The sequence below is a fragment of the Cryobacterium inferilacus genome (assembly GCF_019599185.1).
Classification (GTDB): domain Bacteria; phylum Actinomycetota; class Actinomycetes; order Actinomycetales; family Microbacteriaceae; genus Cryobacterium; species Cryobacterium inferilacus.
In genome coordinates, this window is the sequence record NZ_JAIEUL010000002.1 from 111258 (window position 1) to 127328 (window position 16071).

Genomic DNA, 16071 nt, shown 5'->3' on the forward strand with positions numbered 1-16071 from the left:
AACTCGGGCGTTCCTCTGGAGGGGGTGCAGCGCGGCGGGCAACGATTCGGTCACCGGGATGTGCGTCGGGTCAGCCCAGCTGCGCGAGCCAGCTGCGGGCAGAGGCCTCCCAGTTGGCGTACAGGTCCGGGTGCCCGGAGATCTGCACGGCCTGGGCGGCCTGGGTGACGCTCATGGCCTCCCATCCGGGGATGTCCAGAAGCCCGCGGGTGATGCCGCGGTTGGGGTTGACCGGACCGCCGAAGAAGGCGCGGGCGGCGCGATCGGCGTCCATGACCTGCGCCTCCGTGCCCCAACCCGAACTCGGGCGCTGCTGGAAGAGGCCGAGGGAGTCGCGGTCACCGTAGTCGATGTTGCGGAGGCCCGATTCCTGGGCGGCGGCGGCGAGGGCGACAACGAGGGCGGCATCGCTGGCCCCGGCCTGCCGGCCGACGGAGATGATGAGGCTGGCGTTCTGGGCCATCTCGGCGGTGAGGGGGGTCACGGCATCCCGCGCTGCGGCCGGGGCGGCAGTGACCGTGGGCGTGACCAGAACCGCGGGGCTGGCCTGGAGTACCGGTGCGCCGCCGGGGATCGTGATGGTCTGACCGGGGTAGATCACGCTCGACCAGCCGAGGCCATTGGCTTCGAGCACCGACTGGACCGAGACGCCGGCGACGCCGGCGATCTTGTCGATGGTGTCACCGGACACGACGGTGTGGCTGCCGCCGCTCGCGGCGTTGTGGATCACGGTCGACGAGTTGACGGCGGCGACGCTGGACACCGGCACCGAGCCGGAGGCCGGAAGCACGATGACCTGGCCGGGGAAGATGATGCTGTTCTGGCCCAGGCCGTTGGCGCTGAAGACCGACTCAGTCGGGATGCCGTGCGAGGCGGCGATGCCGCTGAGAGTGTCGCCGGACTGGATGGTGTACCGGGTGATCTCCGTCGACACCGCGGCAGGGGCCTGAGTGGGAGCGACCTCGGTGGTCGACAGGGTGAGGACCTGGCCGGGGAAGATCACGGCCGACCAGCCGAGGCCGTTGAGCGCCAGGACGGACGCGGTGGAGAGTCCGAAGCGACCGGCGATGGCGCTGACGGTGTCGCCGTCCACGACCGTGTACTGGCTGGGCGCGGCGACGGCGGTCACCGGCTGCACGGCCTGCACCGGCTTGACGACGGCCTGCGGGAGAGTGGTGCGCGCCTTGAGCGGCTTCTTCAGGGCGGCCTGGGCCTGAGCCGGCGAGGCCAGGTTCAGCACGATGGCGAGGGTGCTCACCACGATCAGCGGAAGGCTGACGACCGCGCCGAGGGATCGGCGCACACCGGCAGGGCTCGGGCGGTGCCGAGCCGCCGCTGCGGGCGAGCCCGTCGTCTCGACAGGGGAGTCCACGTGGGCTGTCCCCGTTTCGATTTTGCTGCCTCTAAACGACATTCCACACCCTCTTCATAGTTGACACGTCCTCAACGCTGACACAGATGTTTTCCCGAGTCAATTAACCACGCGGGTGGAAGGGCCGATAGGGGCCGAATTGCCCCGTTTTACCCCTCCAACGGCCGATTCGCCGTCAGGGCGGAGGGGTTTGTCGTCATCGATCAATCATGGGAAGCTTGGGGCGTGACCGATTCGTCTTCCGCACAAACGCCTGCCGTCCCCTCCACCGATGCGAGCATCGACACGACCACCGGCGTCGCAGCCGAGTCCGGTCCCGTCTGGCTCGCCATCCCCGACCTCGTCGAGACGCTCGGCCTCAGCCAGAGCCGGGTCCGCCAGCTCATCGACGACAAGCATCTTCTCGCCGTGCGCCGCGACGGCAAGCTCCGGGTGCCGTCCTCGTTCATCCGCGACGGTTCACCGGTCAGCGAACTTCGCGGCACCCTGATCGTTCTCTCCGATGACGGTTTCACCGACGAGCAGGCCATGGAGTGGCTGCTCGAGGTCGACGACAGCCTCGGCGTGCCCCCCATCGACGCGCTGCTCGCCGGCCGCAAGGCCGAGGTGCGTCGCGTCGCTCAGGCCCTCGCCTGACCCGCGGTCGGTTCTCGCCGTATCGAGCGCTCACCACATCCCGCGAGAGCGGTGATGTGGCTGCTTCGCGGGTGCTCGGGTGACCACACGGCCGCTTTCGCGGCAGTGACTCGGGCTAGAAGAGCCTGCGGGTGACGGTGTCGGCGAACTCGGTGAGGCGCTCGGCCACGGCCGGCTCCACCGTCGATCCGGCCAGGACGGCCAGAGCCTCGGCCACGTTCTCCTGAATCAGGGCTTCCACCCTGTCGACGGCGCCGCTGTCCAGGATGATCCGCTGCAGGGTGGCGATCTGCTCGGCCGAGAGGTCTGGGCGGCCGAGCAGACCGTCCACGAGGTCCAGGTCCGAGCGCTCCAGGCGTTCCCTGGCCAGGGCGATCAGAACGGTGCGCTTGCCTTCCCTGAGGTCGTCGCCGCTCGGCTTGCCGGTCACGGCGGCATCGCCGAACACGCCCAGGAGATCGTCCCTGAGCTGGAAGGCGATGCCGAGCGGCAGTCCGAACGCGCGCAGGTCGTTGAGGTGATCGTCGTCCGCACCGGCCAGGGCGGCACCGATGACCAGCGGGGCTTGAACGCTGTACTTCGCCGACTTGAACACGATCACACGCACGGCTCGATCAAACAGTTCGGACTCCGCCTGGGTGACCCAGGCGCGCTCCTCCAGGATGTCGAGGTACTGGCCGGCCGTGACCTCCGTGCGCATGTGATTGAACTCGGCCCGTGCGCGCCGGGCGCTCGACCGGTCGGTGGCGTCGTCGAGGCCCTCATCGAGCAGCTCGTCGCTCCAGCCCAGGAGCAGGTCGCCGAGGAGGATCGCGGAGGCGCGGCCGAAGTCGACCGGACTCCCCGCCCACCCCTCTGCGCCGTGCAGGTGCTCGAATCTGCGGTGCGCGGAGGGGGCGCCTCTGCGGGTGTCGGAGTTGTCGATGATGTCGTCGTGGACCAGGGCGGCGGCATGGAAGACCTCCAGCGCGGCCGCGGCCGAGACGAGGCCGTCGAGACCAATCGTCTGCGCGGAAACGCTCTGCCAACCGAGGTGGGCGAACTGGGCCCGGAATCGCTTGCCGCCGCTGAGAAACTGCCGTGAGAAGTCAACCAGCACAGCGAGGTCAGGGCTGATGGTCGTCACAATTGATTCACGCGTATTGATGAATTCGTCGATGCGAGAATGAACCAGATCGACCAGTCGGGTGCTTTGTGCCACTTGCCTAGCCTAGCCATCTCGGCGGGACTAGAATTAGGGTCTAATCCGCTCGATCCCCAATTGGAGGAATGAGATGCCGCTTTCAGAACAAGAGCAGCGACTCCTCGAAGAGATGGAGCGCAGCCTCTATCACAACGATGCCGAATTCGTGGCGAGCGTGGGAGGCACCAGGCTCCGCCCCAACTACCGCTCCATAGTCCTCGGGGTACTCGCCGGCGTCGTCGGGATTGCAACTCTTGTCGCGGGGGTGGCCATCCAGCAGCTGTGGCTGGGCGTCATCGGATTCATCATCATGTTCGGTGGAGTACTGCTCGCCCTGACGCCAGGCCGTGGGGTCAAGGCGACGGCAACCCCGTCACCCGGCCAGGCTCGTCGGCCTGCTCAGGCTCGCAGCCAGCAGGGCTTCATGGACAAGCTCAACGACCGCTGGGACCGTCGCCAGGACGGCCAGCAGTAACCACGCTTCGAACGCCCGCCCTCCTGATCCTCTGATCGGGCCGGCGGGCTTTCTGCGTTAACGCCCTCCCTTTTTCCCCACTTCGCTACGCCTCCCAGGGCCGTCCGGCAGGACGGCTCTTTTTTGCGCCCTCAAGCGTCGTGGAAGCCCCCGAAACGTGGGATTTTCCTCCACCCTGTGAATCCGCGGTTATTCAGGGAATAAATAGACCAAAACACCGTAATTCGCCGTGTTTGCCAGACACGGTGGGTGAGAGTGGAGTAAAGTGGAGCAACACCTGACCTTGGCCGGAAGAGAGGGGTGACGAATGTTCCTCGGGACCTATGCCCCCAAGCTCGACGAAAAAGGACGCGTCATCCTGCCGGCCAAGTTCCGCGAGGAACTCTCGACCGGCATCGTGATGACCCGCGGCCAGGAACGGTGCCTGTACGTCTTCACCTCCCGTGATTTCGACGACGTGCACGAGAAGATCCGCCAGGCGCCGATCACCAGCAAGGAGGGCCGCGACTTCTTCCGCGTCTTCCTCTCCGGTGCCAGCGCCGAAACCCCGGACAAGCAGAACCGGGTCACCATCCCGGCCAACCTCCGGGCCTACGCCGGCCTCGGTCGCGACCTCACCGTCATCGGTGTCGGCACGCGGGTCGAGATCTGGGACACCGAGGTCTGGGAGGCGTACCTCGCAGAGCAGGAAGGTTCGTTCGCCAACATCACGGAGGAGGTGATTCCGGGACTCTTCTGATTCCTGGTGCGTGACTCCCAGCCGTTTACTCCTGACACACTTCCCCGGTGCCAGGCAGAACGGATGGGGATCAGGCAGCAGGACCCGCCCCGGTAGCTATGAACAACACCACGAATGACAACCCGAACGACGAGATGAACAACGACACCCCCGCAACCCCGGCCGACCGGCCCCAGCTGAACGAGATCCACGTTCCGGTGCTGCTCGAGCGCTGCATCGAGCTCCTCGGCCCGGCGATCGACAAGCCCGGCGCGGTCCTGGTCGACGCCACGCTCGGCATGGGCGGCCACGCCGAAGCCATGCTGACCCGCTTCCCCGGTCTGACCCTGGTGGGCCTGGACCGCGACCTCGATGCGCTGGCCGTCGCCGAGGAACGCCTCAAGCCGTTCGGTGACCGCATCCACCTCGTGCACACCGTGTACGACGGCATCCTGGACGCCCTGGCCGGTCTGGGCATCAGCGAGGTGCAGGGAATCCTCTTCGACCTGGGCGTGTCCAGCATGCAGCTCGACCAGGTCGAGCGCGGCTTCTCCTACTCCAAAGACGCCCCGCTGGACATGAGGATGGACAGCACCTCACCGCTCACGGCCGAGCGGATCCTGGCGGACTACAGCGAAGCCGACCTGCGCCGCATCTTCCAGGAGTACGGCGAAGAGAAACTGGCCGGCCGCTACGCCAAGGCGATTGTGGACGCCAGGACGACGACCCCCTTCCTGCGCTCCGCGCAGCTCGTCGAGGTCATCACCAAGGTCACCCCGGTTGCCGTGCAGCGGATGGGACACCCCGCCAAGCGGGTGTTCCAGGCGCTGCGTATCGAGGTCAACCAGGAACTGGCCGTCCTCGAACGCGCCATCCCCGCCGCGATGGAGGCCGTCGCCGTCGACGGCCGGATCGTCTCGATGGCCTACCAGTCGCTCGAGGACCGCATCGTCAAGCGGATGTTCGCCGCCGCCTCGACCTCCAGCGCCCCCGCGGGACTGCCCGTGGAACTGCCGGAACACAAGCCGCTGTTCACCCTGCTCATCCGTGGTGCCGAGCTGGCATCCGACGATGAAAAAGCAATCAACCCCCGTGCAACGTCGGTTCGCCTGCGTGCCGCGCAACGACTGAGGAGAGCCGAATGAGCGACAACCTGGCCCGGGTGCTGAGTGCCCACGAGCTGCGTCCGGACATCGCCGAGCGCGCTGATGCCGATGCGCGCCGCCACATCGAGATCGTCGCGCCGAGCACGCACGCGCGGCCGCGAATCGTCTACGCGCTCTCCGCGGTGGCCTGCGTGGGGGCCATCGTCGTCGCGCAGCTGCTGCTGAGCGTGGGCATCTCGCAGGGTGCATACGAGATCTCGGCCCTGCGGGCGAGTCAGGTCGAACTGGGGCGCACGGCCGACAGCGTGAGTGAGGACCTGATCAGGGTCTCCTCGCCGCAGAGCCTGGCTGCCAACGCTGAGGCCCTCGGCATGGTCAGCAACTCCACCCCCGCCTACCTTCGGCTCTCCGATGGTGCCGTCCTCGGGGCGCCTGCCTCGGCCGCCGGCGGCCAGGCCGGTGCGGCCAGCCTGGTTCCCAACTCGCTCCTGGCCGAGGCACCCGTGGCCACCGAGTCCGCGGCCGCGGTCGCGGCCGCCGCCGCCGCCGCTGCGACGACCAGCACGGCATCGGCCGCTGCGGTTCCGGTCACCAACGGCCTGCCTTCGCCGACGACCAGATAAACGCCGGTACAGTCCCCTACAGGAGGTCTACCAGGTGGCGAAAACAAGCATGTCCAGTAAGCGCAGGGTGGCGGCGACGGTCGCGGTACTCGTTGCCATCATCGGCCTCTTCGTGGTCCGCCTGGTCGATATCCAGGTGGTGCGCGCCGACGCGCTGAGCGCCGATTCGTTGGGCAACCGGTCGGTCGAGAACACCGTCTACGGCGCGCGCGGCGAGATCCTGGACGCCAACGGTGTCGTCCTGGCCGGCACGGTGATGCGGTACGACGTGCAGCTCTCGCCCAAGAACGCCAAGGAATTCACCCGCGAAGTGGACGGCGAGGACATCACCGTCACGGTAGCGGACGCCGCCGCGGAGATCGGTGCCATCACCGGGCAGACCGGTGCGGCCATCGAGGCCATCATCGCCGACGCCCTGGCCGACAACCCGGAGTCCGACTTCGCCTACGTCTCCAAACAGGTCGACGTCGACGCCTTCCGCGCCATCTACGACCTCGAGATCCCGTGGCTCACCTTCGCCAGGAACCCCAGCCGGGTCTACCCCAACGGTGCCGTGGCGGGAAACCTGGTCGGCTTCGTCTCGGCAGAGGGCAAGGCCCAGGCCGGACTCGAAATCGGTCAGGACGCCTGCCTCGCGAGCGACAACGGCACCGAAACCTACGAGCGCGGCGCCGACGGCGTCCGCCTCCCGGAGAGCACCGTCACCACCGACGCCGCCGTCGACGGCAACGATGTCGTCACGACCCTCGACTCCGACCTGCAGTTCTTCGTCCAGCAGGCCCTCGCCCAGCAGGCGCAGAGCACCGGAGCGGCCTGGGGCAACGTCATCGTGCAGGAGGTCAAGACCGGCAAGCTCGTGGCTGTGGCCGACTATCCCACCGTGGACCCCAACGACGTGAGCCTCACCGAGCCGGAAGACCGCGGTTCCCGTGCCTTCGTCGCCCCCTATGAACCCGGGTCGACGTTCAAGGCCCTCACCGCCGCATCCGTCCTGGATGCCGGCCTGGCGACCCCCAACTCCGAGGTGATCGCACCGTACCGGTACCTGCCGGCGAACGGGGCGGACGTCAACGACAGCTCCGGCCACGGCGACCTGCGCCTCACCCTCACCGGGGTGCTGATCGACTCCTCGAACACCGGCATGTCCAAGTTCGGCGAGCTGCTCAGCGACCAGCAGCGCTACGACTACATGACCAAGTTCGGCGTCGGCAGCGTGACCGAGAGCGGCTTCCCCGCCGAAGAGTCCGGCACCCTGCACCCCGCCGACGAGTGGGACAACCAGACCGCGTACGCCACGATGTTCGGGCAGGGTCTGACCACCACCGCGCTGCAGGTCTCGAGCATCTACCAGACCATCGCCAACGGCGGCGTTCGGATGCCCGTACAACTCGTGTCCGGCTGCCGTGCCGCCGACGGCACTCTCACCGAGGTCCCCTCGACCGAGGGCACCCAGGTCGTGTCGGCCTCCGCCGCCCGCGACACGGCGGACATGTTGGAAATGGTCTACCAGGACGGTTGGCTGGCCAACACCTGGGAGATCCCCGGTTACCGGGTGGCCGCCAAGACCGGTACGGCGCAGATGCCGGACGGTGAGGGCGGATACACCAAGGGCTACCTCGTGTCGGTCTCCGGCTTCGCTCCCGCCGACGATCCGCAGTACGTCGTTTCGGTGAGTCTGGCCGATCCTGTTAACATGAATTCGTCAGCAGCGTCCGCTCCGGTCTTCCAAGAGGTCATGAGTCAGGTGCTGAAAAAGTACCGGGCAGTTCCCTCGGGCGCCGCCGCGCCTGATCTCTCCGGTTCCTGGTAAGAAAGTGAGCCCCGTGACCGATTTGGCACCCTCGGCTCTTCGTCCTCAGCACCCCGTCCCGCGGTCGTTGTCGGGGCTGGTCGACGACTTGAAGCTTGATCTGCGGGGCGACGCCGGCGACCTGCAACTCACCGGCGTCAGCCTGAGTTCCCGCTCCGTGCTGCCCGGCGACCTGTTCGTGGGTGTTCCGGGCACCTTCGGCCACGGTGCCGCCTACGCCGCTGCAGCCAGGGACGCGGGGGCTGTTGCCGTGCTCACCGACGAGGCCGGCGCGGTCCTGGCCGCCGACTGCGGTCTGCCGCTGATCGTGACGGACGATGTCCGGGCCGCCCTCGGTGCCGTGGCCGGGTGGGTGCACCTTTCCGCCGAGAACCCGGCGACCCTGTTCGCCGTCACCGGTACCAACGGTAAAACCAGCGTCGTCTACCTGCTCTTCGCCATCCTCACCCAGCTGGGCGTCACCGCCGGTCTCACCTCTACCGCCGAACGCCGCATCGGCGCCGTGTCGGTGACCAGCACTCTCACCACCCCCGAGGCGACCGAGCTGCACGCCCTGCTTGCCCGGATGCGGGAGGCCGATGTCGGCGCCGTCGGTGTCGAGGTGTCTGCCCAGGCGATCAGCCGCCATCGGGTGGACGGGCTGGTCTTCGATGTGGCCGCATTCACGAACCTCTCGCACGATCACCTCGACGACTACGGTTCGATGGAGAACTACTACGTCTCCAAGCTGAACCTGTTCCAGCCCGGCCGGGCGCGGCGTGGAGTGGTCACGGTCGATTCCGCGTGGGGCAGACGAGTCGCCGCCGAATCGATCATCCCGGTCACCACCCTGACGAATCAGCCTTGCGGCGCGTCCACCGACGACGCGGCACGCACCGGCGCCGACTGGCGGATGACCGTCCTGGACTCCGACGCGCGGTACACCGAATTCCTGCTCGAGGGGCCGGCCGGCCGGCGACTGCAGACCCGGGTTCCCCTGATCGGCTGGTTCATGGCCGCGAACGCCGCTCTGGCCATCGTGATGCTGGTCGAATCGGGCATCGACCTCGACGCCATCGACCAGGTGCTCACGCGTGACGGCGGCATCACCGCCTACGTGCCCGGACGGGCGGAGCTGATCTCGGGGGAGCGCGGACCGCTGGTCTACATCGACTACGGGCACAGCCCGGACGCGTTCCTCAACACCCTCGCGGCGATCCGCGCGTCCACCACCGGCCGCATCATCATGGTGTTCGGCGCCGACGGCGACCGGGACAAGACCAAACGGGCCGATATGGGCGCCATCGCGGCCAGAGGCGCGGACGCCGTGGTCATCACCGATTTCCACCCCCGCTTCGAAGACCCCGCGCTGATCAGGGCCACCCTGATGGCGGCGGCGAAAATCGCGGCGCCAGGCGGAGAACTCTACGAAGTACCGAACCCAGCGGCTGCGTTCCGGCGCGCCCTGGCCCTCGCCGGGGCCGGGGATGTCGTGCTCTATGCCGGGCCAGGCCACGAGACCTATCAGGAAGTTGCCGGAGTGAAGATTCCCTACTCCGCGCGTGAAGACGCGCGCGCCGCTCTACAGGAAGCCGGGTGGCTGTAGATGATCGCCCTCAGCCTGACCGAGATCGCCGCGGCGACTCACGGTGAACTGCACCTCGCCACCATCGAGGGTGCCCTGAGCGCCGACTCGCTCGTCGACGGGACCGTGCACACCGACTCCAGGGAGGTCGCCGACGGCGACATCTTCGTCGCCAAGCCCGGTGAAGAGACCGACGGTCACCTGTTCGCTCCCGCCGCGGTCGCCAACGGTGCTGCTGTGCTGCTCGTCGAGCGTCTTCTCGACATCCCCGTCGCGCAGGTCGTCGTGCCGGATGCCGTCACCGCCCTCGGCGATCTCGCCACAGCCGTGGTCCGTACCGTGCGCGCCGCCGGCCGACTCAAGATCGTGGGTGTCACCGGGTCCAACGGCAAGACCACGACGAAGAACCTGCTCCGTGCCATTCTCGAACGCGTCGGCCCGACCATCGCGGCCAAGGCCTCGTTCAACAACGAGGTCGGTGCGCCCCTGACCATGCTCGGGGTCACGACCGAGACCCGGTTCCTCGTGGCCGAGATGGGCGCAAGCGCCGAGGGCGAGATCGCCAGGCTCGTCCGCATGGCCAGGCCGGACATCGGCATCGTCCTCAAGGTCGGGCTCGCCCACGCCGGCGGCTTCGGCGGCATCGACGCCACCGTGCGCACCAAGTCCGAGATGGTCACAGACCTGCTGCCGGAGGATGTCGCCATTCTCAACGCCGACGACGACAGGGTCGCCGGCATGGCCGACGTCACGGCCGCCAGAGTGCTCTGGTTCGGCGAGAGCGACCTGGCCATGGTTCGCGCTGCGGACATCCTCGGCAGCCGCACCGGTACGACCTTCACCCTGCACCTGCCCACCGGCGACAGCCGACCGGTCTCCTTCCGGGTTCTCGGCGAGCACCACGTGATGAACGCCCTCGCCGCCGCGGCGGCCGCGACCGAGCTCGGCGTGCCGATCGACGACATCGTCGCCGGCCTCGAGTCCGTCTCCATCGCCGAGCGCTGGCGCATGGAGGTGATGGGCGGACGCGATGACATCACCGTGATCAACGACGCCTACAACGCGAGCCCGGACTCCATGACCGCCGCCCTCAAGACCCTCGCCCAGGTCCGGAAGCCCTCCGGCCGCAGCATCGCCGTTCTCGGCGAGATGAGCGAGCTGGGCGAGCTGGCCGGTGACGAGCACGACCGGATCGGCCTGCTCGCCGTTCGGCTCAACATCTCCCAACTCGTCGTCGTCGGGCCCGCGGCCCGGCGCATGCACATCAGCACCATCAACGAAGGCTCGTGGGACGGGGAATCGGCCTATGTCGAGGACTCGGACGCTGCCTTCGAGTTGCTGCTCGACACCGTCAAACCCGGCGACACAGTGCTCGTCAAATCATCAAATTCAGCCGGACTCCGATTCCTCGGTGACCGACTGGGAAAGTTGTACTCGTGAGAGCCCTCCTGCTCGCCGGAGCGATGTCCCTCGTCTTCACGCTCCTGCTCACCCCCCTGTTCATCAGGCTGTTCCACAAGCTCGGCTGGGGCCAGTTCATTCGGGACGACGGACCCAAGAGCCACCACGCCAAGCGCGGCACCGCCACCATGGGCGGCATCATCATCATCGTCGGCGTCCTGGTCAGCTACTTCCTCGCGATGTGGCTGGAGCAGCGACCGCTGACCGTGTCACCACTGCTCGTGCTGTTCATGATGGTCGGCCTGGGTCTGGTCGGATTCCTCGACGACTACCTCAAGACCCGCAACCAACGCAGCCTCGGCCTCGGCGGCTGGCAGAAGATCGCCGGACAGGTCGTCGTCGCCGGCGCCTTCGGTTGGATGGCGCTGCAGTTCCCGGACAAGAACGGCCAGACTCCGGCGTCGACGCACATCTCGTTCATCCGTGACCTCCCGCTGGACTTCATGAAGCTGGGAACCTTCATCGGTATTGCGGCGTTCATCATCTGGATCTGCCTCATCGTCGCCGCGGCATCCAACGGCGTGAACGTGACGGACGGCCTCGACGGCCTGGCAACCGGGTCACTGGTCTTCGCGATCGGCTCCTACATCATCATCGGCTTCTGGCAGTCCAACCAGTCCTGCAACACCGGGGGAGCGGCAGCGGTCGACCTCTACAAGTGTTATCCGGGACCGGACTCCTTCGATCTGGCCATCGTCGCGGCGGCCATCGTCGGCGGGCTGATCGGGTTCCTCTGGTGGAACACCTCGCCGGCCAAGATCTTCCTCGGCGACACCGGGTCGCTCGGCCTCGGCGGCGCCCTGGCCGCTCTGGCCATCCTCAGCCGCACGGAGCTGCTGCTCGTCCTCATCGGCGGCCTGTTCGTGATCGAGGCCGGATCGGTCATCGTGCAGCGGGCCTACTTCAAGGTCACTCGCGGCAAGCGCATCTTCCTGATGAGCCCCATCCATCACCACTTCGAGCTCAAGGGCTGGGCCGAGGTGACCGTCGTGGTGAGGTTCTGGATCATCGGCGGCCTGCTGGTCGCCGCCGGCGTTGGTTCCTTCTACCTCGAATGGTTGACCCGCTAGTGGGCGCGCACTCCTACGACGAGCCCGCCGACACCACAGCATCCGGTCCGCTGGACCGGCTGACCAGCTGGCACTCCGACTGGCGTGGCCTGCGGGTGGCCGTGCTGGGACTGGGCATGACCGGCTTCGCCGCGGCGGACACCCTCGCCGAACTCGGTTCAGACGTGCTCGTCGTCGCCGGTCGCGACCCCGACGACCGCGCCAGACTGCTCGAGGTGCTCGGCGTCCCCCTGGTCACCGCCGACCTGGGCAGCGCAGATCTGAAGACCGCACCGGACGAACTCATCGCCCACCGCCCCGAGCTGATCATCGTCTCCCCGGGATTCCACCCCGACCACGTCCTGCTCACCTGGGCGGCGTCCCTGGGTATCCCGGTGTGGGGGGACATCGAGCTGGCCTGGCGACTGCGCGACAAGGTCGGCGCCCCCGCGCCGTGGATCCTCGTGACCGGCACCAATGGCAAGACCACGACGGTGCAGCTTACGGCCACCATGCTGGCCGCCGCCGGACACCGGGTGGCGCCGTGCGGAAACATCGGCGTTCCGGTGCTGGACGCCATTCGCGACCCCCAGGGCTGGGACGTGCTCGTGGTGGAGCTGTCCAGCTACCAGCTGCACCACCTGCCGCAGAGCGGTCCCGGTCAGCTCGCACCGTGGTCGAGCGTCTGCCTCAACATCGCCGACGACCACCTCGACTGGCACGGTTCTGCCGCGGCATACCGCGCGGCCAAGGCCAAGGTCTACGACAACACCGCCGTCGCCTGCGTGTACAACAAGGCCGACCTCGCCACCATGCGCATGGTCGAAGACGCCGAGGTGCAGGACGGCGCACGGGCGATCGGGTTCGGGCTCGGCGTGCCGGGCCCGAGCGACCTCGGCATCGTGGACGGCATCCTCTGCGACCGGGCCTTCCTGGAGGACCGCTTCGACACCGCGATCGAGCTGTGCACCGTGGCCGACCTCGCGACGGCGGGCCTGGCCGCACCGCACATCGTGGCGAACGTCCTGGCCGCTGCGGCCCTGGCCCGCTCCTTCGACGTCGCACCCGGTGCCATCCGTACCGCGCTGGAGACCTTCCACCTGGACGCCCACCGCATCGAGGTCGTCGCCACCAGCGCCGGCGTCAGCTGGGTCGACGACTCCAAGGCCACCAACCCGCACGCGGCGGACGCCTCCCTGGCGGCATACGATTCCGTCGTCTGGCTCGTCGGCGGCCTGCTCAAGGGCGTGGACATCGACGCCCTCGTCGCCAAGCACGTCGGACGGCTCCGTGGCGCCGTGGTGATCGGTGTGGAGCGCAACGAAGTCCTCGCCTCATTCCGGCGACACGCCCCGGCCCTGCGCGTGTTCGAGATCGACTCAGATGACACTGGTGAGGTCATGCCGACCGCGGTCAGCCTGGCCGCGGCCCTGGCCGAGGCCGGTGACGTGGTTCTGCTGGCGCCCGCTGCGGCGTCGATGGACCAGTTCGCGAGTTATGCGGAACGCGGTGCGAAGTTCGCGGCGGCCGTGCACGATTATTTGGGAGGTGGGTCGGATGACGACTCGTCCTCGACTCCGGGTGTCTGAGCCCGGTCGCACCGATTCGACCCCGAGCACCGCCAGGGTCGCGCTCAGCCGGGTCAACCTCGGCAAGGTCTTCCGGGCGGAGTCCACCAACTACCTCCTCCTGCTCGGGACGACACTGTTCCTCGTGGTGTTCGGCCTGGTCATGGTGTTGTCCTCGTCCTCGGTTGATTCCTACCTGGAGAACGCCGGCTTCTTCGGCGGGCTGTTCCGCCAGGGCATTTTCGCCATGATCGGCATCCCGTTGATGCTCGTGATCAGCCGGATGCCGCTCACCTTCTGGAAGCGCATCGCCTGGCCCGCCCTTCTCGTGGCCTGTTTCTCCCAGTGCCTCGTGGTCTTCACGCCGCTTGGTGTCACCGTGGCCGGAAACACGAACTGGCTGGACATCGCCGGAGTGCAGTTCCAACCCTCCGAAGCCATCAAGGTCGCCCTGGTGGTCTGGCTGGGAGTGGTCCTGGGCCAGAAGACGGACAAGCTCCACGACTGGCGGCACGTCTACATCCCCGTGTTCGGTGTCGGCGGCGGGGCCGTGATGCTCGTCATGATCGGCGGCGACCTCGGAACCGTCATCATCATGGCGGGGATTCTGTTCGGCGCCATGTTCTTCGCCGGCGTGCGGCTGCGGATGATCGCCCCGCCGCTGATCATCGGCGCGGTGCTGGGCGGGCTGCTCGCCATCTCCAGCGAGAACCGCCGCACCCGGCTGCTGAGCTTCGCCGTGGATTCCTGCGACACTCTCACCGGCGAGATCTCTGCGGCCTGCTGGCAACCCTTGCACGGCACCTGGGCGCTGGCCAACGGCGGCGTGTTCGGAGTGGGGCTGGGCAATTCCAAGGCCAAGTGGTCCTGGCTGCCCGCCGCGGACAACGACTACATTTTCGCGATCATCGGCGAGGAACTCGGACTGATCGGCGCCATCGTCGTGCTGCTGATGTTCGTCCTGCTCGCGTTCGCGTTCATCCGGATCCTGCGTGGCGCCTCGACCCTGCAGATCAAGGTGACGACGTCGGCGGTGATGGTCTGGATCATCGGTCAGGCCCTCGTCAACATCGGCGTCGTTCTCGGTGTGCTCCCGGTTCTCGGTGTGCCCCTTCCGCTCATCTCCGCCGGTGGTACCGCCCTGCTCACCACCCTGGCCGCGATCGGAGTCGTGCTCTCGTTCGCGCGTCACGACCACGATCAGCAGCACGAGGGGCCGGCAGCAGCAGCAGAGCGCAGCGCAGCCCAGCGCAGCACACGAGAGCGCAGCACCACCCAGCGCAGCACCAGCCCGCGCGTCACACCAGAGGCCGCTGCACCGAAACGAGGATCCACCCGATGACGACGTATCTCTTGGCGGGCGGCGGAACCGCCGGCCACGTCAACCCACTTCTCGCCGTCGCCGATGCCCTGAAGCTGCGGGACCCCGACGCCACCATCCTGGTGCTCGGCACCCAGGAAGGTCTCGAGGCCCGCCTCGTTCCCGCCCGCGGCTACGAATTGCTGTTCGTGCCCAGGCTGCCGTTCCCGCGCCGACCCAACCGGGCGGCCCTCTCGTTCCTGCCGCGGATGAACCGGGCGATCAACGATGTCGCGACCATGCTGCGCGAACGCCAGGTCGATGTCGTGGTCGGCTTCGGTGGCTACGTCGCCAGCCCCGCCTATCTGGCCGCACGTCGGGCGGGCGTTCCCATCGCGATCCACGAGGCCAACGCGAAGCCCGGCCTGGCCAATCGGCTGGGCGCCCGGATGTCCCACAATGTCGGCGTGGCCTTCGCTGGCACCCCGCTCCCGCACTCTCGTGTGGTCGGCATGCCGTTGCGTCACGAGATCGTGCAGCTGGACCGCGCGGCCACCAAGGCCGAGGCGCAGGAGTTCTTCGGCCTCGACCCGGCCCTGCCCACGCTGCTCGTCACCGGCGGGTCCCTCGGCGCCCGGCGGATCAATCGCACCGTGGTGGACTCGGCGGCGACGCTCACCGCGTCCGGCTGGCAGGTCCTGCACATCACCGGTACCGCCGCCGAGGTCACCGACCCCGCGGTGCCCGGCTACCAGATGGTGGCGTACTGCGACCGGATGGACCTGGCGCTCTCCGTCGCCGACGCGGCCGTGTCCCGCGCGGGTGCGGCGACCGTCAGTGAACTCTGTGCCCTGGGCATCCCGGCCGTGTATGTGCCGTACCCGGTCGGCAACGGCGAACAGCGCTTCAACGCGGCCGACGTCGTGCGCGCCGGCGGCGGAATCCTCGTGGACGACGCCGAGTTCGTGCCGGCCTGGGTCGATTCGGTGTTGCTCCCGGTGCTGGCCGATCCCGCCCGGATCCACGTCATGGGGGAGGCCGCCCGATCGGTCGGGATGCTAGACGGCACGACCCGCATGATCGAACTCATCGACCAGGCCGCGCATCCGCCCAGGGTGAGACGCTAGCCCCGTTGCCGCCGACGGGGCAGTGACCCGGCCCGTTCGCCGCCGCCTCTGCCGCCGCGTAACGTTGACCGCGTACCGT

14 protein-coding genes are annotated in these 16071 nt (G+C 67.9%); 12 read left to right on the plus strand and 2 right to left on the minus strand.

All coding sequences use genetic code 11. The annotated features are described in order from the left end of the window. Positions 1-70 precede the first annotated feature (70 nt). Positions 71-1372, minus strand: a complete 1302-nt coding sequence (locus K2F54_RS02420; RefSeq protein ID WP_308287475.1) for a muramidase family protein — start codon at positions 1370-1372, stop codon at positions 71-73. 279 nt (positions 1373-1651) lie between these two features. Here K2F54_RS02420 and K2F54_RS02425 point away from each other — a divergent pair, with 279 nt between their 5' ends. Then, positions 1652-2008 (plus strand): Rv2175c family DNA-binding protein, encoded by a 357-nt coding sequence (locus tag K2F54_RS02425; protein WP_220604421.1) that lies wholly within the window; start codon positions 1652-1654, stop codon positions 2006-2008. Positions 2009-2123: 115 nt separating this feature from the next. On the opposite strand, the gene K2F54_RS02430 is transcribed toward K2F54_RS02425, so the two are convergent. Continuing rightward, positions 2124-3209, minus strand: a complete 1086-nt coding sequence (locus tag K2F54_RS02430; RefSeq protein ID WP_220604246.1) for a polyprenyl synthetase family protein — start codon at positions 3207-3209, stop codon at positions 2124-2126. Positions 3210-3282: 73 nt separating this feature from the next. On the opposite strand from K2F54_RS02430, the gene K2F54_RS02435 reads away from it, so the two are divergent. The 11 genes from K2F54_RS02435 (at position 3283) to murG (ending at position 15992) form a co-directional block, all read left to right on the plus strand. Further along, the gene (locus K2F54_RS02435; RefSeq protein ID WP_220604247.1) at positions 3283-3666 is read left to right on the plus strand and encodes an SCO2097 family morphological protein; all 384 of its coding nucleotides are present in this window, start codon (positions 3283-3285) and stop codon (positions 3664-3666) included. Between the two features lie 307 nt (positions 3667-3973). Further along, positions 3974-4405 carry a division/cell wall cluster transcriptional repressor MraZ gene (mraZ, locus tag K2F54_RS02440; protein ID WP_220604248.1) on the plus strand — a complete coding sequence of 144 codons (432 nt, stop codon included), beginning with the start codon at positions 3974-3976 and terminating at the stop codon, positions 4403-4405. Between the two features lie 134 nt (positions 4406-4539). After that, a complete protein-coding gene (gene rsmH / locus K2F54_RS02445) occupies positions 4540-5529 on the plus strand; it encodes a 16S rRNA (cytosine(1402)-N(4))-methyltransferase RsmH (protein WP_220604422.1) in 990 nt (329 codons plus the stop codon). Further along, complete coding sequence (gene ftsL, locus K2F54_RS02450; RefSeq protein ID WP_220604249.1) at positions 5526-6113, plus strand: cell division protein FtsL; 588 nt, start codon at positions 5526-5528, stop codon at positions 6111-6113. The genes rsmH and ftsL overlap by 4 nt, the downstream gene beginning before the upstream one ends. Before the next feature lie 49 nt (positions 6114-6162). After that, entirely contained in the window at positions 6163-7923 is a 1761-nt protein-coding gene (locus K2F54_RS02455) for a peptidoglycan D,D-transpeptidase FtsI family protein (protein WP_220604250.1), read from the plus strand. Positions 7924-7936: 13 nt separating this feature from the next. Next, positions 7937-9508 carry a Mur ligase family protein gene (locus K2F54_RS02460; protein ID WP_220604251.1) on the plus strand — a complete coding sequence of 524 codons (1572 nt, stop codon included), beginning with the start codon at positions 7937-7939 and terminating at the stop codon, positions 9506-9508. Further along, a complete protein-coding gene (locus K2F54_RS02465) occupies positions 9509-10927 on the plus strand; it encodes a UDP-N-acetylmuramoyl-tripeptide--D-alanyl-D-alanine ligase (protein ID WP_220604252.1) in 1419 nt (472 codons plus the stop codon). It begins immediately after the preceding gene. After that, the gene (gene mraY, locus K2F54_RS02470) at positions 10924-12018 is read left to right on the plus strand and encodes a phospho-N-acetylmuramoyl-pentapeptide-transferase (protein ID WP_220604253.1); all 1095 of its coding nucleotides are present in this window, start codon (positions 10924-10926) and stop codon (positions 12016-12018) included. Before K2F54_RS02465 ends, mraY begins: the two co-directional genes overlap by 4 nt. Then, positions 12003-13586: a UDP-N-acetylmuramoyl-L-alanine--D-glutamate ligase gene (gene murD / locus K2F54_RS02475; protein WP_220604254.1), complete on the plus strand. Its 1584-nt coding sequence runs from the start codon at positions 12003-12005 to the stop codon at positions 13584-13586. The genes mraY and murD overlap by 16 nt, the downstream gene beginning before the upstream one ends. Further along, complete coding sequence (ftsW, locus tag K2F54_RS02480; protein ID WP_220604255.1) at positions 13555-14907, plus strand: putative lipid II flippase FtsW; 1353 nt, start codon at positions 13555-13557, stop codon at positions 14905-14907. Before murD ends, ftsW begins: the two co-directional genes overlap by 32 nt. Then, positions 14904-15992 (plus strand): undecaprenyldiphospho-muramoylpentapeptide beta-N-acetylglucosaminyltransferase, encoded by a 1089-nt coding sequence (gene murG, locus K2F54_RS02485; RefSeq protein WP_220604256.1) that lies wholly within the window; start codon positions 14904-14906, stop codon positions 15990-15992. Before ftsW ends, murG begins: the two co-directional genes overlap by 4 nt. The last annotated feature ends 79 nt before the right edge of the window (positions 15993-16071 follow it).

Excerpts from the sequence above, each read along its gene's own strand:
- K2F54_RS02435 (WP_220604247.1), top strand. The coding sequence starts at position 3,283 with ATGCCGCTTTCAGAACAAGAGCAGCGACTCCTCGAAGAGATGGAGCGC.
- murD (WP_220604254.1), top strand. The coding sequence starts at position 12,003 with ATGGTTGACCCGCTAGTGGGCGCGCACTCCTACGACGAGCCCGCCGAC.
- rsmH (WP_220604422.1), top strand. The coding sequence starts at position 4,540 with ATGAACAACGACACCCCCGCAACCCCGGCCGACCGGCCCCAGCTGAAC.
- K2F54_RS02455 (WP_220604250.1), top strand. The coding sequence starts at position 6,163 with ATGTCCAGTAAGCGCAGGGTGGCGGCGACGGTCGCGGTACTCGTTGCC.
- murG (WP_220604256.1), top strand. The coding sequence starts at position 14,904 with ATGACGACGTATCTCTTGGCGGGCGGCGGAACCGCCGGCCACGTCAAC.
- K2F54_RS02465 (WP_220604252.1), top strand. The coding sequence starts at position 9,509 with ATGATCGCCCTCAGCCTGACCGAGATCGCCGCGGCGACTCACGGTGAA.
- ftsL (WP_220604249.1), top strand. The coding sequence starts at position 5,526 with ATGAGCGACAACCTGGCCCGGGTGCTGAGTGCCCACGAGCTGCGTCCG.
- mraZ (WP_220604248.1), top strand. The coding sequence starts at position 3,974 with ATGTTCCTCGGGACCTATGCCCCCAAGCTCGACGAAAAAGGACGCGTC.
- ftsW (WP_220604255.1), top strand. The coding sequence starts at position 13,555 with ATGACGACTCGTCCTCGACTCCGGGTGTCTGAGCCCGGTCGCACCGAT.